21 protein-coding genes and 1 pseudogene are annotated in these 22,763 nt (G+C 69.6%); 11 read left to right on the forward strand and 11 right to left on the reverse strand.

Annotation, left to right across the window (positions count from 1 at the left end; genetic code table 11):
• Positions 1–20 precede the first annotated feature (20 nt).
• The 4 genes and pseudogenes from ACPWT1_RS20755 to ACPWT1_RS20770 all read left to right on the forward strand — a co-directional run bounded on the left by ACPWT1_RS20755 (position 21) and on the right by ACPWT1_RS20770 (position 3,423).
• Complete coding sequence (locus ACPWT1_RS20755; protein ID WP_427913019.1) at positions 21–911, forward strand: hypothetical protein; 891 nt, start codon at positions 21–23, stop codon at positions 909–911.
• An 80-nt stretch (positions 912–991) separates the two neighbouring features.
• Positions 992–1,315, forward strand: a complete 324-nt coding sequence (locus ACPWT1_RS20760; RefSeq protein WP_427913020.1) for a hypothetical protein — start codon at positions 992–994, stop codon at positions 1,313–1,315.
• A 100-nt stretch (positions 1,316–1,415) separates the two neighbouring features.
• On the forward strand, positions 1,416–1,877 hold the full coding sequence (locus ACPWT1_RS20765; protein ID WP_427913021.1) for a MarR family winged helix-turn-helix transcriptional regulator: 462 nt from the start codon (positions 1,416–1,418) through the stop codon (positions 1,875–1,877).
• Positions 1,874–3,423 (forward strand): annotated as a pseudogene (locus ACPWT1_RS20770) (DHA2 family efflux MFS transporter permease subunit). Before ACPWT1_RS20765 ends, ACPWT1_RS20770 begins: the two are co-directional and overlap by 4 nt.
• Positions 3,424–3,447: 24 nt before the next feature.
• Here ACPWT1_RS20770 and lpdA read toward each other — a convergent pair.
• The 4 genes from lpdA to ACPWT1_RS20790 all read right to left on the reverse strand — a co-directional run bounded on the left by lpdA (position 3,448) and on the right by ACPWT1_RS20790 (position 8,610).
• Positions 3,448–4,842, reverse strand: coding sequence for a dihydrolipoyl dehydrogenase (gene lpdA, locus ACPWT1_RS20775; protein ID WP_427913022.1), 1,395 nt, complete (start codon positions 4,840–4,842; stop codon positions 3,448–3,450).
• A 7-nt stretch (positions 4,843–4,849) separates the two neighbouring features.
• Positions 4,850–6,220 (reverse strand): dihydrolipoamide acetyltransferase family protein, encoded by a 1,371-nt coding sequence (locus ACPWT1_RS20780; protein ID WP_427913023.1) that lies wholly within the window; start codon positions 6,218–6,220, stop codon positions 4,850–4,852.
• 90 nt (positions 6,221–6,310) lie between these two features.
• The gene (locus ACPWT1_RS20785; protein ID WP_427913024.1) at positions 6,311–7,372 is read right to left on the reverse strand and encodes an alpha-ketoacid dehydrogenase subunit beta; all 1,062 of its coding nucleotides are present in this window, start codon (positions 7,370–7,372) and stop codon (positions 6,311–6,313) included.
• Positions 7,373–7,374: 2 nt separating this feature from the next.
• Positions 7,375–8,610: a 3-methyl-2-oxobutanoate dehydrogenase (2-methylpropanoyl-transferring) subunit alpha gene (locus ACPWT1_RS20790; protein ID WP_427913025.1), complete on the reverse strand. Its 1,236-nt coding sequence runs from the start codon at positions 8,608–8,610 to the stop codon at positions 7,375–7,377.
• Between the two features lie 196 nt (positions 8,611–8,806).
• Between ACPWT1_RS20790 and ACPWT1_RS20795 the strand changes: the two genes are divergently transcribed.
• A complete protein-coding gene (locus ACPWT1_RS20795) occupies positions 8,807–9,172 on the forward strand; it encodes a hypothetical protein (RefSeq protein ID WP_427913026.1) in 366 nt (121 codons plus the stop codon).
• 3 nt (positions 9,173–9,175) lie between these two features.
• Here ACPWT1_RS20795 and ACPWT1_RS20800 read toward each other — a convergent pair whose 3' ends face one another.
• The 4 genes from ACPWT1_RS20800 to ACPWT1_RS20815 all read right to left on the reverse strand — a co-directional run bounded on the left by ACPWT1_RS20800 (position 9,176) and on the right by ACPWT1_RS20815 (position 11,922).
• Positions 9,176–9,652 (reverse strand): FKBP-type peptidyl-prolyl cis-trans isomerase, encoded by a 477-nt coding sequence (locus tag ACPWT1_RS20800; protein WP_427913027.1) that lies wholly within the window; start codon positions 9,650–9,652, stop codon positions 9,176–9,178.
• A gap of 35 nt (positions 9,653–9,687) precedes the next feature.
• Positions 9,688–10,065, reverse strand: a complete 378-nt coding sequence (locus tag ACPWT1_RS20805) for a response regulator (protein ID WP_427913028.1) — start codon at positions 10,063–10,065, stop codon at positions 9,688–9,690.
• Positions 10,066–10,217: 152 nt separating this feature from the next.
• Complete coding sequence (locus ACPWT1_RS20810; RefSeq protein WP_427913029.1) at positions 10,218–11,171, reverse strand: hybrid sensor histidine kinase/response regulator; 954 nt, start codon at positions 11,169–11,171, stop codon at positions 10,218–10,220.
• Between the two features lie 271 nt (positions 11,172–11,442).
• Positions 11,443–11,922 carry a CHASE3 domain-containing protein gene (locus tag ACPWT1_RS20815; protein ID WP_427913030.1) on the reverse strand — a complete coding sequence of 160 codons (480 nt, stop codon included), beginning with the start codon at positions 11,920–11,922 and terminating at the stop codon, positions 11,443–11,445.
• A gap of 102 nt (positions 11,923–12,024) precedes the next feature.
• Between ACPWT1_RS20815 and glgC the strand changes: the two genes are divergently transcribed.
• Positions 12,025–13,353, forward strand: coding sequence for a glucose-1-phosphate adenylyltransferase (gene glgC / locus ACPWT1_RS20820; protein ID WP_427913031.1), 1,329 nt, complete (start codon positions 12,025–12,027; stop codon positions 13,351–13,353).
• A 107-nt stretch (positions 13,354–13,460) separates the two neighbouring features.
• On the opposite strand, the gene ACPWT1_RS20825 is transcribed toward glgC, so the two are convergent.
• Complete coding sequence (locus ACPWT1_RS20825) at positions 13,461–15,110, reverse strand: hypothetical protein (protein WP_427913032.1); 1,650 nt, start codon at positions 15,108–15,110, stop codon at positions 13,461–13,463.
• Between the two features lie 377 nt (positions 15,111–15,487).
• Here ACPWT1_RS20825 and ACPWT1_RS20830 point away from each other — a divergent pair, with 377 nt between their 5' ends.
• Both ACPWT1_RS20830 and ACPWT1_RS20835 read left to right on the forward strand, forming a co-directional pair.
• On the forward strand, positions 15,488–15,727 hold the full coding sequence (locus ACPWT1_RS20830; RefSeq protein ID WP_427913033.1) for a hypothetical protein: 240 nt from the start codon (positions 15,488–15,490) through the stop codon (positions 15,725–15,727).
• Between the two features lie 125 nt (positions 15,728–15,852).
• Positions 15,853–17,343: a class I adenylate-forming enzyme family protein gene (locus tag ACPWT1_RS20835; protein ID WP_427913034.1), complete on the forward strand. Its 1,491-nt coding sequence runs from the start codon at positions 15,853–15,855 to the stop codon at positions 17,341–17,343.
• On the opposite strand, the gene ACPWT1_RS20840 is transcribed toward ACPWT1_RS20835, so the two are convergent.
• A complete protein-coding gene (locus ACPWT1_RS20840) occupies positions 17,294–18,760 on the reverse strand; it encodes a cytochrome P450 (RefSeq protein ID WP_427913035.1) in 1,467 nt (488 codons plus the stop codon). The genes ACPWT1_RS20835 and ACPWT1_RS20840 overlap by 50 nt on opposite strands.
• A 99-nt stretch (positions 18,761–18,859) precedes the next feature.
• On the opposite strand from ACPWT1_RS20840, the gene ACPWT1_RS20845 reads away from it, so the two are divergent.
• On the forward strand, positions 18,860–19,564 hold the full coding sequence (locus ACPWT1_RS20845) for a DUF1345 domain-containing protein (RefSeq protein ID WP_427913036.1): 705 nt from the start codon (positions 18,860–18,862) through the stop codon (positions 19,562–19,564).
• A gap of 68 nt (positions 19,565–19,632) precedes the next feature.
• Positions 19,633–20,238, forward strand: a complete 606-nt coding sequence (locus tag ACPWT1_RS20850; RefSeq protein WP_427913037.1) for an ATP-dependent Clp protease proteolytic subunit — start codon at positions 19,633–19,635, stop codon at positions 20,236–20,238.
• A gap of 87 nt (positions 20,239–20,325) precedes the next feature.
• Here ACPWT1_RS20850 and ACPWT1_RS20855 read toward each other — a convergent pair whose 3' ends face one another.
• Entirely contained in the window at positions 20,326–20,724 is a 399-nt protein-coding gene (locus tag ACPWT1_RS20855) for a hypothetical protein (RefSeq protein ID WP_427913038.1), read from the reverse strand.
• Between the two features lie 618 nt (positions 20,725–21,342).
• Between ACPWT1_RS20855 and ACPWT1_RS20860 the strand changes: the two genes are divergently transcribed.
• The gene (locus tag ACPWT1_RS20860; protein ID WP_427913039.1) at positions 21,343–22,758 is read left to right on the forward strand and encodes a glycosyl hydrolase family 8; all 1,416 of its coding nucleotides are present in this window, start codon (positions 21,343–21,345) and stop codon (positions 22,756–22,758) included.
• Positions 22,759–22,763: the final 5 nt, after the last annotated feature.

Below are 22,763 nucleotides of genomic sequence, written 5' to 3' on the forward strand. Positions count from 1 at the left end.
CATCCTGCTACAGTGCCCGGATGCCTGCCGACTCTCCGAGTGCCGTGTACGTCGGGGCCCCCGAGCCCCAGGCGATGCAGCGCCAGCCCGCGGGCGTTCTCATGTCGTGGCTGGAGCAGTTGCTGCACAAGATGGTGCCGCCGCACACCGGCTGCCTGCTGAAGGTGTCCAGGGAGCTCGGATCGCTCGTCTACGACCGCGGCGCCGGCAAGCTGGCCGATGCCCTGCGGCAGACGGACGCCGCCGTCACCGAACTCGATTACGACGTGGTGCTGCAGCCCGGGAGCGATCCCTCGGAGTTCCGCACGGCGTGGCAGGGCGCGGCGCGCGGCGCGCGGCGGATCGCACAACTGGCCATCGACGTGGGGACCTGGCTCGAAGCCAACGACCAGGCCGTGCGTCGTGCAACCATCGAGTTGCGCATGGACCAGCAGCGCCTGCGCGAAGTCCTTGCCCACGCTGACCAGTGGCTCGCCGACTGCTGGGTGGACCTGCGCCAGCGCCGGCCGGCCGAGGGCGACCAGGCCGCGCTGGAGAAGCTGCGCTCACTGGCCGCCAAGGCCGACGCGCTCGGCGCCCGCATCCGCAGCCTGCACTCCGCGGGCCGCGCCATCGAGGAAGCCTGCGTGCTGGCGGAGCACGTGCTCACCTTGCGCAAGGCGCTGGTGCAGGAAGTGGTCGACGTGCTGCAGCCCCGGCATTCGGCCTGGGAGGCGGCGGTGCTGCGCATGCTGGAAGCCGCGGACCGGGCCGACTGGGCCGGCGACGTGGGTCCTGCGCAGGACCAGGACGCGGCCCTGCGCGTGGACCTGCACCGGTGCACGACCGGTTGCGACAAGCTGCGCCAGGAGGAGAACGCGCTGCAGCGCTGTCTGGTGACCGCCTGCGAGCACCTGGGCGCGGCAGCCTGATCCCCGGACTCCGCGGGTATTCCCCAAGTCCGCCTTTTGGCTGATCGGGATGCTCAGCCGCTGTCCGTAAGCTCGGCCGCGTGGAGCACATCGCCGGTCCCGTGTTCGGTTTCTTCCTCGCCTGCTACACGGTGCAGACGGCCGACGGCCACTACGCCTACGCCAAGGTCTGCATCGGCGAGCCGACCTCGGTGTGGGAACCGGGGCCCACGTTGCGCAAGGTGGCGGCCGGGCCGTACCCGACCGAGCTGGAAGCCATGGAGGCCGTGATCTCCCGCACCGAACGCAGGCTGGCGCGGCGCGAAGCCCGCCAGCAGGACTGGGTGGTGCTGGACTCGGCGCCACAGCCGCTGCGCCATCGCTCGCTCTTCCCGACGCCCAGTCCGTCCCCCGGCACTCGCTGAGGCGCGAGCCTTTCCCATCAAGCGGTCCTGAGCGGCACGCCGCGAGCCCGGTCGGGACGTCTGCGCCCGAATCATCAAGGCATTTATAATCAATGCCCATATGACCACGGACCTCGCGCACCGGTTCGGCTTCCTCGTGAACGAGCTGGGCCGCCTCTATTCGCAGCAGTTCGACCGCCGCGCCAACGAGCAGCTGGGATTGACCCAGGCCCAGGTCCGGCTGCTGGCCGTGCTTGCCATGCACGGGGACGCGCCGGTCTCGCAGGCGGAGCTGGCGCAGAAGGTGGGCGTGACGCCGATGGCGGTGGCGGCGCTCAGCGACCGGATGGCTGCCGCAGGGTGGATCGAGCGCCGCGCGCATCCCGATGACCGCCGGGTGAACCACCTGCACATGCTGCCCAAGGCACGCAAGGCGCTGCAGCAGGCGCTGGCCATCGGGGACGAACTGACCGGGACCGTGCTGAAGGACTTCAGCGCCGCCGAACGCAAGCAGTTGCTGGCGCTGCTCGGACGTGCCCGCGAGCGCCTGCTGGGCGTCGTTTCGGAAGGAGTCAAGGCATGAGCGACGCCGCAGCCATCCCGCACGGCCTGTCGCCCGAGGTGCAGAAGCACCGCGGAATGATCACCGTGTCGATCATGCTCGCGACCATCATGCAGGCGCTGGACACCACCATCGCCAACGTCGCGCTGCCGCACATGCAGGGCAGCCTGCAGGCGTCGCAGGACCAGATCACCTGGGTGCTCACCTCGTACATCGTGGCCTCGGCCATCACGCTGCCGCTGACCGGCTGGATGTGCTCGCTGTGGGGACGGCGCAAGGTCTTCATCGTCTCGGTGATCGGCTTCACCGTCGCCTCGGCCCTGTGCGGGCTGGCCGGTTCGCTGGGCGGCATCGTCGCGGCGCGCCTGCTGCAGGGCGTGTTCGGCGCGGCCCTGGTTCCGCTGTCGCAGGCCGTGCTGCTGGACATCAACCCGCCGCAGAAGGTCGGCCAGGCCATGGCGATCTGGGGCGCGGGCATCATGGTCGGCCCGATCCTGGGCCCCATGCTCGGCGGCTGGCTCACCGAGAACTTCGACTGGCGCTGGGTGTTCTTCATCAACGTGCCGGTGGGCGCCTTCGCGCTCTGGGGGATCGCGCGTTTCCTGCCCGAGAACAAGCCGCGCGCGGGCAGCCTGGACATGTTCGGACTTGTCACGCTCAGCCTGGGCATCGGCATGCTGCAGATGTTCCTGGACCGCGGCGAGCTGCTGGACTGGTTCGACTCGTGGGAGATCCGGCTCGAGGTCGCGGGAGCGCTGGTCGCCTTCGCCTTCTTCGCGGTGCACACCGCGACGGTGCAGGGGCAGTCGTTCCTGAACCGCGACCTGCTGAAGGACCGCAACTTCGTCACCGGCTCGGCGTTCGGGTTCATCGTCGGCATGGTGCTGTACGGCACGATGGCGCTGCTGCCGACCTTCCTGCAGGGCCTCATGGGCTATCCGGTGGTCTACACCGGCATGGTGACCGCGCCGCGCGGCATCGGCACGATGCTGGCGATGATCGCGGTGGGCCGGCTCGTGCAGCGCGTGGACCTGCGCCTGATCATGGCCACCGGCTTCACCCTCACCGCGGTGGCGCTGTGGCAGATGACGCACATCACGCTGGACATGGACAGCCACCTGGTCATCGTGTCCGGCTTCATCCAGGGCGTGGGGATCGGCTTCACCTTCGTGCCACTGTCGACGGCCGCGTTCGCCACGCTCGCGCCGCGGCTGCGCAACGAGGGCACGCCGATCTACAGCCTGGTGCGCAACATCGGCGGCAGCGTCGGGATCTCCATCGTGCAGGCCCTGCTCACGCGCGGGGAGGCGCAGGCGCACGCGCAGCTCGCATCGCTGGTGGCGCCCGGCAACCAGGGCCTGGTGAACCTGCCCCGGGGTTGGACCCGTCGACGCCCGGCGGGCTCGCGGTGCTGAACGCGGAGGTCACGCGGCAGGCGGCGCTGATCGCCTATGTCAACGACTTCTGGATCATGATGGCCATCACGCTGCTGGCGATCCCGCTGCTGCTGCTGATCCGGCGTGCGCGCAGTGCGCCGGCCGCGGCGGGTGGGGACGTGCCGCACTGAGGCAGCGCGTCCTCGGGGGGCACGTCAGATGTGCAGCGCGTGCCCCAGCGCCCGGAGGGCGGTCTCCTGCACCGCCTCGCCCAGGGTCGGATGCGCGTGGATGATGCTGCCCACGTCCTCCAGCCGCGCGCCCATCTCGATGGCGTAGCAGAACGCCGCCGACAGCTCGGACACGCCCTTCCCCACGGCCTGCCAGCCGAGCACCTGCTGCGTCTCGCGCCGTGCGACCACGCGCACGAACCCTTCGCCGCCTTCCATGCTCAGCGCACGCCCATTGGCGCCGAACGGGAACGAAGCCACCGTGACCTCGATGCCCCTGGCTTCGGCCTCGGCCGGTGACAGGCCGGCCACCACCAGCTCCGGATCCGTGAAGCACACGGCCGGGATGGCCAGCGGCGCGAAGCGGCGCTTCTTCCCGGCGACGATCTCCGCGACCATCTCGCCCTGCGCCATCGCGCGGTGCGCCAGCATGGGCTCGCCGGCCAGGTCGCCGATGGCCCAGACGTTGCGCATCGAGGTGCGGCACTGCTCGTCGACCTTCACCGCGCGGCCCGCCATGTCCAGCTGCAGCGACTCGAGGCCGAAGCCCGCGGTTCGCGGCACCCGGCCCACGGCCACCAGCACCTTGTCGGCTGGCAGCACGAATTCATCGGCATTGCTGCTGCGCACGCGCAGGCCGCCACTGTCGGTCAGCCCCTCGGCCTTGGTGTTCAGGTGCAGCGTGATGCCCAGCTTGCGCAGCGACGCGAGCACCGGTTTCGTGAGCTCCTCGTCATAGGTCGGCAGCACGGTGGCCGCGGCCTCGACCACCGCGACCTCGGCACCCAGCTTGCGCCAGGCGATGCCCAGCTCCAGCCCGATGTAGCCGGCGCCGACCACCACCAGATGCTTCGGCTTGTGCGTGAGCGCCAGCGCCTCCGTCGACGACACCACGTTGCCACCGATCGGGAGGTGCGGCAGCGACACCGGCACCGAACCCGTCGCCAGCAGCAGGTGCTCGCACTGGATGCGCAGCGGCTCGCCCTCCTGCACGGCCACCTCCACCGTCTTGCCGTCGACGATGCGCGCCCAGCCCTTGACCACCTGCACGCCGTTCTTGCGCAGCAGCGCGCCGACGCCGCCGGTGAGCTTGCCGACGACGCCGTCCTTCCAGGCCTGGGCCTGCGCGAGGTCGATCGCGGGCTTCTCCACATGGATGCCCAGCGCATTGCCGTTGCTGAAATGGCAGGCGCGCGCGAATTCGTCGGCGACGTGGATCAGCGCCTTCGAGGGGATGCAGCCGATGTTGAGGCAGGTGCCGCCGAGGCGGTCGCCCTCCACCAGCACCGTGGGAACACCGAGCTGCCCCGCGCGGATCGCCGCGACGTAGCCACCCGGCCCGCCGCCGATGACCAGCAGCGTCGTCGTCTTCGTCTTCATCGCGGCTTCACTCCACGAACAGCAGCGCCGGCGTCTCGATCAGCGCGCGGATGGCCTGGATGAAGCGCGCGGCGTCCATGCCGTCGACCACGCGGTGGTCGAACGAGGACGACAGGTTCATCAGCGAGCGGCGCACCACCGCATCACCCTGGAACACGGGGCGTTCGACGATGCGGTTGACGCCGATGATGGCCACCTCGGGATGGTTGATGACCGGCGTCGTCACGATGCCGCCCAGCGGGCCCAGGCTGCTGATGGTGATGGTGGAGCCGGAGAGCTCGTCGCGGCCGGCCTTGCCCGTGCGCGCCGCTTCCGCCAGCCGCGCGATCTCGCGCGCGCAGGCCCATGGGTCCATCGCCTCGGCGTGCCGCAGCACGGGCACCATCAGGCCGCCCTCGGTCTGCGTGGCGATGCCCAGGTGCACGGGCTGGTGGCGCGTGACCACGCCGGCGTCGTCGTCGAAGCGGGCGTTCATCTGCGGGAACTCCTCGACCGCCAGCACCACCGCACGGGCGATGAAGGGCAGCACCGTGAGCTTGCCACGCGTGGCGCCGTGGCGTTCATTGAGCTTCGTGCGAAGGGCCTCGAGCTCGGTGACGTCGATCTCCTCGACGTAGCTGAAGTGCGGGATGCGGCGCTTGGCCTCCTGCATCTTCTGCGCGATCTTGCGGCGCAGGCCGATGACGGGAATCGCCTCCTCGCCCTGCCGCTCGCGCAGCCGCGGCGCAGTGGCCATGGCGGGCTGCCCGCGCGAGGCGAGATAGACATCCAGGTCCGCATGCTCGATGCGGCCGGCAGGGCCGCTGCCGTGCACGAACTGCAGCTCGATGCCCAGCTCCCAGGCGCGGCGGCGCACGGCAGGCGAGGCGATCGGCTTGTCGCCGGGAGCGCGGCGCGGGGCTGGCGTGACGGCCGGCGGTCTTGCCCCCTCGCCTTCCGGGGGAGCGCTGGGGTGGGGACGCTCGGGTGCTTGTTTCGGCCTGCTGCTCGATGAATTGCCGCGCGCCTCACCCGCCCTTCCTTCGAGGGGGAGGGAGTCGGAACCCGCCGTGATGTCGTCCTTCTGGTCGGGCGGCACGGTGGCGGCTGCAGCGGCCTTCGCAGGCGCAGCAGCCCCCGCCTTCACGTTCCCCTCGCCCGCCACCTCGATGCGCACCAGCTCCGAGCCGACCACCATCAACTGCCCGGGCTGGCCACCCAACTCCAGCACCTTGCCGTGCACGGGCGACGGAATCTCCACCGTCGCCTTGTCGGTCATCACGTCGGCGACGACCTGGTCTTCCTTCACCTCGTCGCCGGGCTTGATGCGCCACTCCACGAGTTCCACTTCCGCGATGCCTTCGCCGATGTCGGGCATCTTGATTGCATATATGCCCATCATGCCTCCCGACGAGCCGCCTCTAGGGAGGCATGCGCCCCCTCAGGGGCAGAGCAGCGGCGTAGCCGCAAACGTGGGGGATCGTCATTTCTAGCCCTCCATCACACGTTTCAGGGCCGCACCAACGCGGTCGGGGCCGGGGAAGTACGCCCACTCCTGCGCATGCGGGTACGGCGTGTCCCAACCCGTCACGCGTTCGATCGGCGCCTCCAGGTGGTAGAAGCAGTGCTCCTGCACCAGCGACGACAGCTCGGCGCCGAAGCCGCTGGTCTTCGTCGCTTCGTGCACGACCACGCAGCGTCCGGTCTTCTTCACCGACTCGACGACCGTCTCCAGGTCCATCGGCCAGATCGACCGCAGGTCGATGATCTCGGCATCGATGCCGGTCTCCTGCGCGGCGCATTCGGCCACCCACACCATCGTGCCGTAGGTGAGCACCGTGACCTGCGAGCCGGGACGGAACACGGCCGACGATTCCAGCGGCACGCGGTAGTAGCCCTCGGGCACGTTGCCCTTCTCGTGCTTGGACCACGGCACCACAGGCCGGTCATGGCGACCGTCGAACGGCCCGTTGTACAGGCGCTTGGGCTCGAGGAAGATCACCGGGTCGTCGCACTCGATCGCCGAGATCAGCAGCCCCTTGGCGTCGTAGGGGTTGCTGGGCATCACCGTGCGGATGCCGCACACGTGCGTGAACAGCGCCTCGGGCGACTGACTGTGCGTCTGGCCGCCGTAGATGCCGCCGCCGCACGGCATGCGGATCACCATCGGGCAGGTGAAGTCGCCGGCCGAGCGGTAGCGCAGGCGCGCGGCCTCCGACACGATCTGGTCCGACGCCGGATAGAAGTAGTCGGCGAACTGGATCTCCGCGACGGGCTTCAGCCCGTACGCGGCCATGCCGACGGCGACACCGACGATGCCGCCCTCGCTGATCGGCGCATCGAAGCAGCGGCTCTTGCCGTACTTGGCCTGCAGTCCCTCGGTGACGCGGAACACGCCCCCGAAGTAGCCCACGTCCTGGCCGAACACCACGACGTTGTCGTCGCGCTCCATCATCACGTCCATCGCCGAGCGCAGCGCCTGGATCATGGTCATGGGCTTGGTCTCGCCAGCGGAGCTCTCCACCCGCGCGTCCTTGGTTTTCGTCAGCATGCTCAGACCCCCAGTTCCTGGCGTTGCCGGCGCAGGTGCGCGGGCATCTCGGCGTACACGTCCTCGAACATCGTCGCGGCGCTCGGGATGTGGCCATCCAGCAGCGTGCCGTGCGATTCGGCTTCCTTCTGGGCCGCGGCCACCTCGGCCTCGAGTTCCAGGCGCACCTGTTCGTGCTCCTGCTCGCTCCATGCGCCCAGGCCGATCAGGTGCGACTTCAGGCGGTTGATCGGATCGCCCAGCGGGAACCGCTCCCAGTCGTCGGCAGGCCGGTATTTGGACGGATCGTCGGACGTCGAATGCGCGCCGGCGCGGTACGTCACCCACTCGATCAGCGTCGGCCCCAGGTTCTGGCGCGCGCGTTCGGCGGCCCACTGCGTCGCCGCGTACACCGCGAGGAAGTCGTTCCCGTCCACGCGCAGCGACGCGATGCCGCAGCCCACGCCGCGCGCCGCGAACGTGGTCGACTCACCGCCCGCGATGGCCTGGAAGGTGGAGATCGCCCACTGGTTGTTCACCACGTTCAGGATCACCGGCGCGCGGTAGACGTGCGCGAACGTCAGCGCGGTGTGGAAGTCGCTCTCGGCGGTGGCCCCGTCGCCGATCCACGCCGAGGCGATGCGCGTGTCGCCCTTGATCGCGGAAGCCATCGCCCAGCCCACCGCCTGGATGAACTGCGTGGCGAGGTTGCCCGAGATCGAGAAGAAGCCGGCGCGCTTGAACGAATACATGACGGGCAGCTGCCGGCCCTTCATCGGGTCGCGCTCGTTGCTCATGAGCTGGCACATCAGCTCCACCATCGAGACGTCGTCGCGCGAGAGCAGCAGGCCCTGCTGGCGGTAAGTGGGAAAGCACATGTCGCCGGCCGCGATGGCCGCCGCATGCGCGCACGCGATCGCCTCCTCGCCCAGGCTCTGCATGTAGAAGGAGATCTTGCGCTGCCGCTGCACGATCAGCATGCGGGCGTCGAAGATGCGCGTCCTCATCATCGAGCGCAGGCCCTTGCGCAGCTGCGCGGTGGAGATCTCCGGCGCCCACGGCCCCACGGCCTTCCCGTCCTGGTCAAGCACGCGGACCAGGCTGTAGGCGAGGTCCGCGGTGTCGAAATGCGGCGTGTCCACCGGTGGCCTGCGCACCGCGCCGGCCGGCGAGACATGGAGATAGGAGAAGTCGGTGGCACAGCCGGGCCGCCCAGAAGGCTCCGGCACGTGCAGCCGCAAGGGCTGGTGCTGCGTCATGCAATCGCTCCGCGCACGGGTGGTGCGCCGTCAGGTGTTGCGGGCGAAACGCGCCGGCGGGTGGCCTGCGCGCTTCACGTCCCGTGTCGGGGTCGGACACGGCCGGTCCAGTTTATGGGAAACCGCACACCTTGCGGCTCGGGATGAACCCATGGATGCCACGGCCGCGAGTTGCTCGACTAGACTGCAGCACGCCATGGCATTCGCGCTCCGCGTTCATCGAGAAGCCGGGGTGCTCGTCGCCGAAGCATCCGGGCGGGCATCGCTCGCCGACCTGTGCGGCATGGCCTCGCTGGTGGGCACCACCACCGGCCTCACCGGCGAGCGGCGCGCGCTGCTCGACCTGCTGGGGGTCGACATCGACCTCGCGTTCACCGAGCACCTGCAGCTCGGCTCCTTCGTCGCCCAGCAGCTGCAGCACCTGGAGCGCGTGGCCTCCGTGGTGCCCGAGCGGTATCGCACGGGCACGAGCGAGAAGGCCGCCCAGAAAGGCGGCCTTCGCTTTCGCACCTTCACCGACGCGGCCCAGGGCATGGCCTGGGTGAGCGACGCCGGCGACTAGCCGTCAGTGGTGGTGGCCGCCCGCCCCGTGCACGTGGCGGTGCGCGATCTCCTCGGCCGACGCTGCACGCACGCCCACCACCTTCACCGTGAACTTCAGCTCCTTGCCCGCGAGCGGGTGGTTGCCGTCCAGGTGCACGGTGGGGCCCTTGATCTTCATGACGTGAAACACGTGCGGCGTGCCTGCGTCCGTCGTGCCTTCGAGCTGGCCGCCCACCTTCACGCCGGGCGGGAACTCGCTTTTCGGGATGGTGCGCACCAGCGCCTCGTCACGCACGCCGAACGCGTCCTCGGGCTTGAGCTGCAGCGTGACCTGGTAGCCGGCTTCCTGGTCGTCCAGCGCGGCTTCGATCTTCGGCAGCGTGTTGTCGTAGCCGCCATGCAGGTACGGCAGCGGCTCCTTGCTCTGCTCCAGCAGGCGGCCCTGCAGGTCGGCGACCTTGTACTGCAGCGAAACGACGGTGTCCTTGGCGATCTTCATGCGCCGATTGTCCCTCAGGCGCGCGCGGTCGCCGATCAGGCGTCCAGCGGCTTCAGCGCATCGAGCAGCGGGTCGAGCTGCACGGGCTTGGTCAGGTGCACGTGGAAGCCCGCGGCGGCCGAGCGCTCGCGGTCCGACGCCTGCCCGTAGCCGGTCAGCGCCACGTAGCGCGCACGCAGCCCCGACGCCTGCAGCCGCCTCGCGAGCTCGTAGCCGTCCATGCCCGGCAGGCCGATATCGAGCACGCACACCTCGGGCTGGAACATCGACGCCTGTGCGAGGGCCTCGTCGGGCGTCGCGAACGACTGCACCTCGAACCCCTGCATCTCCAGCAGCACGTGCAGCGTCTGCAGCGCATCGACGTTGTCGTCGACCAGCAGCACGCGCGTGGCCGGCTTGCCTTGGCCGGTCACCAGCCCGGTCCCCCTGCGCTTTCTTGCGGCGCAGCACCGCCGTCCCTTGTTCTCACGATCGCCCTTCAGACACAAAGCCGGCGACGATACCAAGACAACGGCGCAGCGGTCTGCCGGAGCCGTCCTACGCCGATTGGCTTACGACAACGGCCTCAGCGACGCCGGCCCAGGGCCATGGTGCGCAGCAGCATCTCCGGTGAGACGGGCTTGACGAGATGGTGGTCGACGCCGACCGCCTGCGTGCGGCGTCGGTCCTCTTCCTGGCCCCAGCCCGTGACGGCAATGATCACGCAGGCGGCCATCGAGGGATCGGCGCGCAAGGTCCTGGCCACCTCGACCCCGCTCAGGTCCGGCAGGCCGATGTCCAGCACCACGGCGTCGGGCACGAGCGCACGCGCCATCTCGATCGCCTGCCTGCCGCTGGTGGCCACGCGCGTCGCGTGTCCCTGCCGCGCGAGCACGTCGGCGAGCGTGACGGCGGCATCCTCGTTGTCGTCCACGACGAGCACGCGCGATGCAGGCGGCGTCGCCCGCGCATCGTCGGCATCTGCGGGTGCATGTGCTGCGCCGGTCGGTGGCGTCACCCGGGGCAGGCGCACCGTGAACTGCGAGCCTTCCCCAAGCCCCGCGCTGGAAGCCTGCAGGCTACCGCCATGCAGTTGCACCAGCCGCCTGGAGACGGCAAGTCCGATGCCCAGTCCGCCACTGGACACGGTCAGCCCGCGATGCAGCTGCGAGAACAGCCGGAACAGCTGCGGCAGCATCTCGGGCGCGAGGCCCACGCCCGTGTCCGCGACCGCCAGCACCACCTCCGCCCCCTGTGCGTCGAGGTGAACGTCGATGCGGCCGCCCGGCGGCGTGTACTTGATGGCGTTGCTCAGGAGATTGCCCACCACCTGCTGCAGCCGTGCCAGGTCGCCGTCCACCCACAGTGCTTCACCGCGCGCCTCGAAGGACAGCACGTGGCGCTGCGCAGTGGCCTCGGGTCGCGCGTTCTCCACGACCTCCTGCACCACCTGCACCATGTCGACCGGCGCCCGCTTCAGCTCGATGACGTCGCGCGTGATGCGGCTCATGTCCAGCAGGTCGTCGAGCAGGCGCGACATGTGCGCGCTCTGCCGCTCGATGGTCTCGCGTGCCTTCTGCAGGACCTCGGGCCTCTCGTCCGGCCGGACGAGGGCGGCGGCATACCGGATCGGTGATCGCCCCGTCCCAGTCGGGCGACTGCAGCAACGCCTCGAATTCCTGCGGGCCGCCGGCCTGGTCGATCCGCGCCTCCGGAATCACCTTGCGGATCTCGCGGATGACCAGCATCCGGTCATCCGGCGAGTCGTCGACCACCAGGATCCGGATGTTCTCCAGGGCGGCCATCGCGGGTCAGGCCCTCGGCCGCGACGAGACCACGTTGGTGAGGAGCCAGTAGGTGTGCAGCCGCTCGCTCAGTTCCGCGAGCTTCTCGAACAGCACCGGCTTCTGGATGTACGAGTTGGCGCCGGCCGAATACGCTTGGTCGATGTCCTCCTGCTCGCGCGAGCTGGTCGCCTGGTGCCGGGGGTTGTCCTGCGTGAGGCGGACCAGGACATCGAGGTCGCGGTGCACGCTGTCGCTCGCGGCCTCGTACGTCTGCAGGAACATGGCATGGCCGGTGAGCAGGTAGCCGCGCTGGCTGGCCTCGGATTCGCGGATGTCCAGGGTGACCCGGTCGAGGCTCTGCAGCACCTCGCGCGTGTGCGCCACCCAGCCCGCCGCGCTGGCGAGCGATTGCACCTGCTCCAGCAGGGCCAGCCCCGCGAGGACGAAGCAAAGAACGGAAATGAAGGCCAGCCCGTCGACGAGCTTGCTGCGGTTGGCAGCCACATGCACTCCTGCAGTCGCGTGACCCGCAAGTGTGCGCGGACTCGTCCTACAGCTGGCACAAGTCCGCTGCGAGACATTTGCTGACACAGCAAGGACGACCTCATGGCCAAGGAAGATCGCGCGTTTCTCGACCACCTCAACGGCGTCGTGCCCGGCGCCGAACCCCGGACGGCGGAGCAACTGAGCCTGGCGCGCCAGCTGCCCAAGCGCACCGTGGCGCTGGTGCTGGCCGGTGGCCGCGGCTCGCGACTGCAGGACCTGACCGACCGGCGCGCCAAGCCGGCCGTGTACTTCGGCGGCAAGTTCCGCATCATCGATTTCGCGCTGTCCAACTGCATCAACTCGGGCATCCGCCGGATCGGCGTCGCCACCCAGTACAAGTCGCACTCGCTGCTGCGCCACCTGCAGCGCGGCTGGAATTTCCTGCGGGGCGAGGCCAACGAGTTCATCGACCTGCTGCCGGCCCAGCAGCGCGTGAACGAGGCCGACTGGTACCGCGGCACTGCCGATGCGATCTACCAGAACATCGACATCCTCAAGGGCTACGCGCCCGAGTACATCCTCGTGCTGGCCGGCGACCACATCTACAAGCAGGACTACTCGCTGATGCTGCTCGACCACGTCGAGAACAACAGCAAGTGCACCGTCGGCTGCATCGAGGTGCCGCGGATGGAAGCCACCGCGCTCGGGGTGATGGCCATCGACGAGAAGCGCCGCATCACCGCGTTCCTCGAGAAGCCCGCCGACCCTCCCGGCATGCCCGGCAAGCCCGACCGCGCGCTGGGCAGCATGGGCATCTACGTCTTCGATGCCGAGTACCTGTACCGCCTGCTCGAAGAGGACTTCCGCGATCCGGCGTCGCAGCGCGACTTCGGCAAGGACATCATCCCGCGGCTCGTGCGCGAGGGGCAGGCACTGGCCCATCCGCTGGGCATGTCCAGCGTGCCGCAGGCCACGCGCGAGAACCCGTACTGGCGTGACGTGGGAACGGTGGATGCGTTCTGGGCAGCGAACCTGGACCTCGCGTCCAACATGCCCGAGCTGAACATCTACGACCGCGACTGGCCGATCTGGACCTACCAGGAGCAGTTGCCGCCGGCCAAGTTCGTGCCCGACGAGGGCGGCCGCCACGGCGAGATCGCCAACACGATGGTCTCGGGTGGCTGCATCGTCGAGGGCTCGGACCTGACCTTCTCGGTTCTGTTCTCCAACGTGCGCGTGCACTCGTGCTGCAAGATCGAAGAGGCGGTGATCATGCCGGACTGCGTCATCGGCCGCGGCTGCCGCCTTTCGAAGGTGGTCATCGATCGCGGCTGCGAACTGCCCGACGGAACGGTCATCGGCGAGAGCGCCGCCGAGGATGCACGACGTTTCCACCGCAGCAGCAGCGGCGTCGTGCTGGTCACCAAGGAGATGCTGGAGCATCTGTAGCCAGTCCGGCTGCCCCGGATGCAGGCAAGCCGCTGCGCCCTCGCGGGCGGACAGCGGCTTGTTTCTTGCCGGTCCCTCGAAGGACCGGCCGCTTCAGGCGACTGCGATCAGCAGTTGGCCTTGGCCCAGAGGTTGGGCGTCCACTCCGGCGGGCTGTTCTCGTTCCAGATCGTGTTCGACGCGGCGGTCGCGACGTACAGCACGCCGTTGCGCATCACGCGGGCGCCGGCCAGGTAGTGGGTGGTGCCGTTCCAGGCCGGGGCCGTGCAGGTGGCCGGCGCGGGAGTCGGCGCAGGCGCGGTGGCAACCGGTGCCGGCGCGGGCGCAGGCGTCGACGTTGCCGGTGCGGTCGAGCTGCACGCCGTCGTCACGGACCACAGCGTGGGCGTCCACTCCGGCGGGCTGTTCACGTTCCACACGGTCGAGGACTTCGCCGTCGCGACATAGGTGACGCCGTTGCGCGTGACGCGGGTCCCGGCCATGTAGCGGGTCGTGCCGTTCCAGGCCGGCGCCGGGGCGCAGGTGGTCGACGCAACAGGTGCGGTCGCAGGGGCCGTCGTGGGCGCGGGTGCCGGCGTGGGTGCAGGCGCCGGGGCCTTCACCGGTGCGGGCGCGGGGCTCGCGACCGGCGTGGAGCTCGGCGCGGGCGCGGGGCTGCTGCTCACCGGCGCGGGGCTGGGCGCGGGCGTCGGTGCGCTGGCACCGGTCCACACCTTGTAGTTCGACACCACCAGGTCGCCAGCACCGACCACCTGCTCGACGCCCAGCTCCACGCTGGAGACGTATTCCTTGCCGGTGGCCCACGGGTTGCCCTTCACGTCCTTGCGGGTCGTGATGTAGTTGATCAGCGCGGCGAGGTCGATCTCGCCGGGCGCCACGGGCAGCACGTCCGGCACGAACGCGATCATCTTCCAGCCGGTGCGGCCGTAGGTGCCGTTCAGGCTGCCGAAGTTGTAGAGGAACGCACCGTCGGCGCCCTTGGTCGCGTACACGTGGTACAGCTTGCCGCCGATGGTGGCGTCGTGGTCGTACCAGGTCGGGTTGCGGCCATTCGGGTAGGCGCCGTAGCCGCCCCACTGCTGCAGCGGAACCATGATCTCGTGCGTGATCGACGAGCCCATCCAGCCGCTGTCCTGGCCCGGCGCCGACTGCAGCCAGATGTCGAACGTCAGGTGGCCCTGGCCGGTCGGCTGCGCCAGCCACTGGGTGGCGAACTTCGCCTTCAGCGACGACAGCGGCAGCTGCAGCGGGAAGAACGTGCCCGGGGTGGCACCGGAGGGCGACACCTGCGAGATGCTGCCGTTGGGCAGCTTGACGGGGTTGCCGTTGACGTAGTTGCTGCTGCTCGCGTAGCCCGGCTTCTTGCCGACCAGGATCGACGGATAGCCCTTCACTTCGTTCGAGCCCGCCGGGTTCGGCCAGCGCCAGTAGGTGCGGAACGACACCTCGCCGTTGCTGCCCACGTCGGTGCCGACACCGACGCCCTGCGAGAACTGGGTCGACGCGGAGCCTTCGGTGATCGACCCTGCGCCCCAGCGGTTGTCCTCGGCCCAGTACGCATCGTTCGCATTGCCGGTCTGCAGGAACTGGTTGGGCGACGCTGCGGCGCTGGGCGTGGTCTGTGCCTGGGCCGCGGCGGCGCCGATGCACAGCAGGGCGGCGATGGCCGCCGATTGCGCGCTGAGGCGCGGCAGGGCCATGGTCCGCGGCGCGGGAGCGGCCGGAATCGTGCTGGAGGGAAAGTCGCTTCGTTGCATCCTGGATCCGGCGCCGCGGGGCGCCGCATGGTTCGTTGGGCAAGGCTCCGCCCAGCGAACGAGCCGGCCCTTTTCGACCGGGTTCGCGCGATGGACGCAGCGGTGTCGACGGCAGCCCGACGTGCCCTGGAGGGCCTTCTTGGGATGGAGCTCAGCCGTGTGGGTCGGGATGCTAGTAGGACGGGTCCCACACGTCTGTAGGCAGCTCGGCCACAAACGTAAAACTCGGTGTCGCGCGCTTACAGATGAGATGGCGAGGCGGCAGCGGATTTGCATCGCTCACGCCTTCGCGCACCTCCTACAGACAGCGGCGTGCCGGCGGCGGGAGGATGGACGCAACCGCAAGCGCCCATCGCGCGGCGCGGCAGAGGAGTCCCATGTCACCGTTTCCCACCAATGCCAATCCGCCCGCGCGCGTCGAGGGCGCGGAGCGCCAGGAGCCGCTGGGCTCCGACCCCTCCTACGACGACGTGCTCGACGTCGCGGTGCAGTACACGTTCCCGGCCAGCGACCCGATCGCCGTCGCGGACTGCTGCAGCCACCATCCCGAGCGCGAGGAAGGACACGCGAAGGGGCCCGGCGCGACGCCTGGCCACGGCAGCGCGATCGATCTCTGAGCAGGCGCCTGTCCTGCACGCAACACGCGCCGCACGGGCAGCTCGGCACAATCGCGGCCCATGTCCCCGACCAGTGCTGCCCCAGCCCCCGCCGGCCTCCCCCGTTCCGTGCGATCGCCGACATCGTGCGCGAGCACGCTGCGGCGCGGCCGAACCACACTGCCCTCGTGCAGGGCGAGCGGCGCCTGTCGTGGGGCGACCTCGATGGGCTCGCCGATCGGGTGGCGTCGGCCCTGCAAAGTGACGGCGTGCGCCCGACCGAGTCGGTCGCCATCAGCGGCGCCAACAGCATCGAGTACGCGGTGCTCTTCCTCGGCGCGCTCCGCGCCGGCGCCGCGGTCGCCCCCTTGCCGACGGGCGCGACCGCCACGCAACTCGCGGGCATGGTGGCCGACAGCGGCGCCCGCCTGCTGTTCGCCGACAGCACGGTCCCGCCGCTGGAGGTGCAGGTGCCCCGCATCGCGATGGATGGCAGCCCCGGTCACCGCGCCCTGGCCGACTGGCTCGCGCCCTCCGGCGCGCGACCAGACCCGGTGCAGGTGCGTCCCGAGTGGCCGTTCAACATCATCTATTCGTCCGGCACGACGGGCGCGCCGAAGGGCATCGTGCAGCCGCATGCGATGCGGTGGGCGCACATGGGCCGCGCTGAAGCGGGTGGCTACGGCCCGCAGTCGGTGGCGATCCTCGCGACCTCGCTGTGCTCCAACACGACGCTGGTGTGCTTCTTCCCCGCGCTCTCGCGCGGCGGCACGGTGGTGCTGATGCAGGGGCGCTTCGACCCCGGCACGTACCTGCAGCTGGCCGAGCGCGAGCGCGCGACGCACACGATGCTGGTGCCGGTGCAGTACCACCGCCTGATGGCGCATCCGGACTTCGACCGCTTCGACCTGTCCTCCTTTGTCATGAAGTTCTGCACCAGCGCGCCGTTCGCGGCGGCGCTGAAGGCCGACATCCTGAAGCGCTGGCCAGGTGGCCTGATCGAGTACTACGGCATGACCGAAGGCGGCGGCACCTGCACGCTGGCCGCGCACGAATTCCCGCACAAGCTGCACACCGTGGGCAAGCCGGCGGACGGCCACGACATCCGGCTGATCGACGAGGACGGCCGCGAGGTGCCCCGTGGCGAGCTCGGCGAGGTGGTGGGCCGCTCGGGATCGATGATGACGGCGTACCACGGCCAGCCTGCGAAGACGCGCGAAGCCGAGTGGTACGACGCGCAAGGCAACCGCTTCATCCGCACCGGCGACGTCGGGCGCTTCGACGACGACGGGTTCCTCACGCTGATGGACCGCCGCAAGGACATGGTGATCAGCGGCGGCTTCAACATCTACCCGAGCGACCTGGAAGCGGTGCTGCGCCAGCATCCCTCCGTGGCCGACGTGGCGGTGGTCGGCGTGCCATCGGTCGAATGGGGCGAGTCGCCGGTCGCGTACGTGGTGCCGGCGGAAGGTGCACCCGCGCCCGAGGTGCTGCGCCAGTGGGCCAACGAGCGCCTGGGCAAGACGCAGCGGCTGGCGGGCCTGCGCTACGTAGGCGAGCTGCCGCGCAGCGACATCGGCAAGGTGCTCAAGCGGCAGCTGCGCGAGCAGTGGATCGCCGCCGCAGCCGCATCCTGAGGCGCTCTGGCGCCATCACGAAGGCGAAGGTCTCGCGCGGCTCGCCGCCGCCCTCGGCCTCGACGCTGTCGACCTCGAAGTGGGCGAGCAGCATGGCGATCACGAGCTTGATCTCGGCCAGTGCGAGATAGCGGCCCGGGCACATGCGCGGCCCCGCGCCGAACGGCATCGTGGCGCGCCTGGCGGACGCCATCGCATGCGCGGCGCCCTGCTCGCCCAGCCGCCGCTTCGGATCGAACGCCTCGGGGCGCGCGAACGTGGCGCCATCCAGGCCCGCGGGTCGCATGAGGCACAGCACCAGGGTGCCGCGCGGCACCTGCACGCCCGCGACGACGGTGTCCTGCATGGCCTGCGCTCCGATGAAGGGCGCCACGGGCTTGAGCCGCATGGCTTCGTGCGCGCAGGCGTCCACGACGTCCAGGCGCTGCAGCTGTGCGGCCTCCCGCAGTGCGGGCGAGCCGGCAAGCACGGCATCCACCTCGTCGCGCGCGAGCGCGGCGGCAGCCGGGTTGCGATGCAGCAGCCACACCATCCAGGCCAGCGTGTTGGCCGTGGTGTCCTCGCCGGCCAGCAGCATCGTGAACACGTTGCCCGCGACATCTTCATCGCCGACGCCACTGCCTTCGCGGTCGCGCGCCGCCACCATCGCCTGGATCAGGTTCTGCGGCCGCTCGCGCAGCGACGGGTCGTCGGCCAGCTTGCGCCGCGTGGCCGCGATGAACCCGTCGACGGCTGCGCGCAGTTCCTGCAGGTGCAAGCGCAGTTCGCGCTCGCGCCAGTGCCGCAGCCACCCCGGCAGGTCCACCGGCGACAGGATGCGCCGCACCAGGGCCGGCAGTACGACGTTCAGGTGCCGCTGGATGGTGTCGTCGCTGCGAGCTTCCAGCGTGTGCAGGTCCTCGCCGAACGCCAGGCCGGTGGTGACGTCCACCGTGTAGCGCATCAGGTCGGCCTGCAGGTCGATGGCGGCGCCGGCGTCGGCCGCCTGCTCCCAGCGGCGACGCAGGCGCTCGGTGACGTCCAGCAGTGCCGGGAAGAACTCGCGGATGTGGGCGGGGTCCAGGCCCGCCAGCACCATCGGCCGCTGGCGCCGCCATGTCTCGCCCTCGGCCGAGAACAGGCCCAGGAAGCCGAGGTCGCGCGAGGCGGTCTCGACGCGCTCGTTGCGCCGGAAGCCGTCGGGCCGCGCGCGCAGCACGTTCGCGACGGTGTCGGGCGCGCTGACAACCAGGCACTTGCGGCGGCCGATGCGCACCACGTAGGGGTCACCATGGATGCGGGCCCAGTCCTCCAGCTGCTGGTGGATGCGCTCGCGCCGGATCTGCAGCGCGTTGCCGAGGATCGGAAGACCACGCGGCCCCGGCAGGTCGGCCAGGGTCCGAAGAGTGGGGGAAGCGGCGGTGGCGGTGGTGCTCATGGCGATCTCCTGGACGAGCTCGCCGAGCGTAGCGCAGCCTGCCCGCAAGGGCATCCTTCGATTGCCGCAGCAGGCAGGAGCTGGACGAGAATGGCGGCGATGACCGCCGACACCCGCCAGCAGACCCGCGATGCCCGTCGCCATGCCCGCCTGTGGCCGGCGCTGCGGGCCCGCCCGCGCCTGCTGGCGAGCCTGCTGCTCGGAATCGCCGCCTATGCCGCCGGCGCGGTGGCGCTGCACATGCAGGGCGCCGTCGTCGCGCTGCTCGCGTGGAATGCGGCATCGATGCTGTACCTGGGACTGGCGTGGCAGTCGATGCGGCGCGTGCCCATCGACGTGATCCAGAGCCGGTCAGTGCTGCAGGACGAGGGCAGGATGACCATCCTGCTGCTGGTGGTGGTCGCGGCTGCGGCCGTGCTGCTGGCAGTAGGCACGCAGCTGGCGAACGTGCGCAACCTGCCTGCGTCGGCGCGCGGCCTGCACCTGGTGCTGGCGCTGACGACCATCGTCACGTCGTGGCTGTTCACGCAGGTGCTGTTCGCGCAGCACTACGCGCACGACTTCTACATCGCCCGCCACCGGCACGAGGCCGAACCGCTGGACTTTCCCGGCACCCCGGACCCCGACTACGGCGACTTCCTCTACTTCTCCTGCATCATCGGCACGTCCGCGCAGACGGCCGACGTGAGCTTCACCTCCTCGGCGCTGCGCCGCATCGGCACCCTGCACTGCGTGCTGTCGTTCTTCTTCAACGCGACCCTGCTCGCGTTGAGCATCAACGTCGCCGCGGGTCTCCTGCAGTAGCGCCCAACACGGCCGTGCGGCTGGTGCATGATCGCGGGATGAATTCGCGACATCCAAGGAGTCCCCGCATGGAAACCCCCCACGAGCACGACGAGCCGACGGGCGCACCGTCGACCGCGGAACCGCGCAATGCGTTCCTCGAGGAGAAGGCGTTCAAGTCGCGCACCGTGCTGCTGTTCGGCGAGGTCAGCGACCGCTCGGCCGCCGACATCGCGCGGCGCCTGATCGCGCTGGACGCCGAATCCGACAAGCCGATCGACATGCTGGTGAGCTCGCCCGGCGGCCACCTCGAGTCCGGCGATGCCATCCACGACATCATCCGGTTCATCGGCGCCCCGGTGAACATGATCGGCACCGGCTGGGTGGGCAGCGCGGCGACGCACCTGTACCTGGCCGTGCCGCGCGCGCGGCGCTTCTGCCTGCCCAACACCCGCTTCCTGATCCACCAGCCGAGCGGCGGCGCCGGCGGCCCCGCGAGCGATATCGCGATTCACGCCAAGGAGATCATCAAGGCTCGCGAACGCATCGCGCAGACCATCGCCCGCGAGACCGGCAAGCCGCTCGACAGCGTGCTGCAGGACATCGAGCGCGACCGCTGGCTGTCGGCCGAGGAAGCGATCGACTACGGGCTCGTCGGCCGCATCATCCAGAACAAATCCGAACTGCGCCGCTGAACGCGACGCGCACCCGAGAAAAAAGCCCGGCAGTGCCGGGCTTTTTTTCGTTCAGGCCGCCGCAGACGCGACGGCCGAGCCAGCCGCTCAGGACTTGGCGCTCTTCTTCGAAGCCTTCTCGTCGGCCTTCGCGCGCTTGACGTCGGCTTCGGCCTTCTCGTACGCGGCCTTGGCGTCCTTCTCGCAGGCCTTCTTCTCGTCGCCCTTCATGGGCTTGCACTGGGCCTTGGCCGACTTGTAGTCGGCCTTGGCCTGCTTCTCCATGGCCTTGCTGTCGCCGCCAGCGGCGGCTGCAGAGGAACCGGACGTGCCCGCGCTGGACTTGCTCGTGCTGCCGGTGCTGCCCGTGCTGCCGGTGCTGCTGCCGGTCGACGGCGAGCTGGCGCTGGAACCCGTGCCGGTCGAGCCGGAGGTACCGCCCGACGTCTGGGCCATGGCCAGGCCCATGGAGAGGGCGGCGGCGAGTGCGATGAGGGTCTTGTTCATCAGTGAGATCTCCTGTTGGATGGAAGTGGAAGCCGAGGACTTCCCGGCCCTCCATCCAACGCGGTAGCCCCCGCCCGGGTTGTAGGACGCCTTCGATTGATGCGCGCTTCGGCGGCGCATGGCGCGGCTGCAGGCATGGGAGAAAGTCCCATGTGCATCGCATGCGCAGGTTCAACCCTCGGAGTTCGCGTCCAAACGTAAATTGATGCCCGGCGACGGAGTGCGACAGGCGCGTGGAGGCCTTCACGCTGGCTTCACGGTCGAGCTGCACGAACTCACGACGTGAGCCTCATCTGTTGCGTAGCTGAGCCGTCAGGAGGCACCAGCGGGGCAATTCCGCCGCGCACGCGGCAATGCCGAGCTGGCGACTGCCGAAAGTCCGGCAACATTTCACGCCACCCCGTTACGACTGTCCGACGAAGCGCCTTCGCCATGTCGGACATCTCCTACTAGAGTCGCGCCTCCTGCTGAGGTCCAGCGCCTGCCCCACGCACTTCCGGTGTCCGCACCGGCATGCGTGCCGCGCAGTTCGACGCCGCTCCTCGGGTTCGTGCAATTCGCTGCGCGGCGTGTCCCAGGACGCGCCGGCCCCGCAGCGTTCTTACATCTGGTTGTTCAATGAAGAGGCGCATCTTTCTCCAGTCCGGTTCGGCAGCAGTGGCCACGGCCCTCGTGGGTTGCGGCGGTGGTGGTGGCGGATCCAGCAGCGACGCTGCCGTGGCCGCAGGCACGTCCGCCGACACGGCTACTGGCACGACCGTGACCACGGCGTCGGCTGCGCCGACCGGTCCGGCGAACCTGGCGAGTCCCGCGAATCCGGCCAGCCCGACCACCGCGACCACCTCCAGCTCCGCTCCTGCCCAGCAGCAGGCCACCAGCACGGTGCCTGGCATCGCGTATCCCTTCGGCTCGCGCCTGACTCCCTACGTCGCTGGCATCCTGCCGAACAACGCGAGCAACGCGCAGATGGACGCCAAGATCAAGTCGTTCTACGACGCCTGGAAGCCGAACATCGTCAGCGTGCCCACGATTCCCGGCGGCAAGGCGCTGCGCTTCTCGAGCAGCTACATCACCGTGTCCGAAGGCATGGGCTACGGGATGCTCATCACCGTGATCATGGCCGGCTACGACGCCAACGCGCGTGCCACGTTCGACGCGCTGCTCACCACGGTGCGTGCCCGCCCGGCCTATGGCATCCCCAGCGGCAGCGGCGGCCCCTACCTCATGGATTGGCGGCTGGATGCCAGCGGCAACAGCGCGGGCGACGGCTGGAACGCCATGGACGGCGACCTCGACATCGCGATGGCGCTGCTCATGGCCGACAAGCAGTGGGGGTCCACCGGCACGTGGAACTACAAGCAGGAGGCGCTGAACACGATCGGCGCGCTCAAGGCCTGGAACATGAAGGCGGACGGCACCACCAAGGGGCTGCCCAGCGCCAACAACAACCGCACCTCGGACTACATGGTCAGCCACTTCCGCGCCTTCAAGCGCGCCACCGGCGACAGCGTGTGGGACCTGGCGGTGGATCGCGCGTACTGGCTGCTGGACAACATCCAGACCACCTACTCGCCCAACTGCGGCCTGATGCCCGACTTCATCATCAATACGAACACGAGCACGCCTGCTCCTTCGCAGGGCTACATCGGCGACGGCACGTCGACCGAGGGCTACTACTTCGCCAACGCCGAGCGCAACCCCTGGCGCCTGGGCACCGACTTCGTCCTGACCGGCGACACGCGCTTCAAGACGATCTGCCAGCGCCTGACCACGTTCATGCAGAAGGATTGCGGCGGCAGCCCCGGCTCGCTGTCGATCGGCTACCACCTGGACGGCAGTTCCATGGGCCACAGCTGGGCGCCCACCGCCATCGCCGGCCCGCTGCAATGCGGCGCCATGGTGGATGCGAGCTTCCAGCCCTTCCTGAACAGCCTGTGGACCTGGACCTCGAGCAACTTCGTCACCAGCTACTACGACTCCGAGCTGATGCTGATCCCGATGATCGTGGCATCGGGCAACTGGTGGACCACCTGACGCGA

This window comes from Ramlibacter sp. MMS24-I3-19 (genome assembly GCF_050320135.1).
Taxonomy (GTDB): Bacteria; Pseudomonadota; Gammaproteobacteria; order Burkholderiales; family Burkholderiaceae_C; genus Ramlibacter.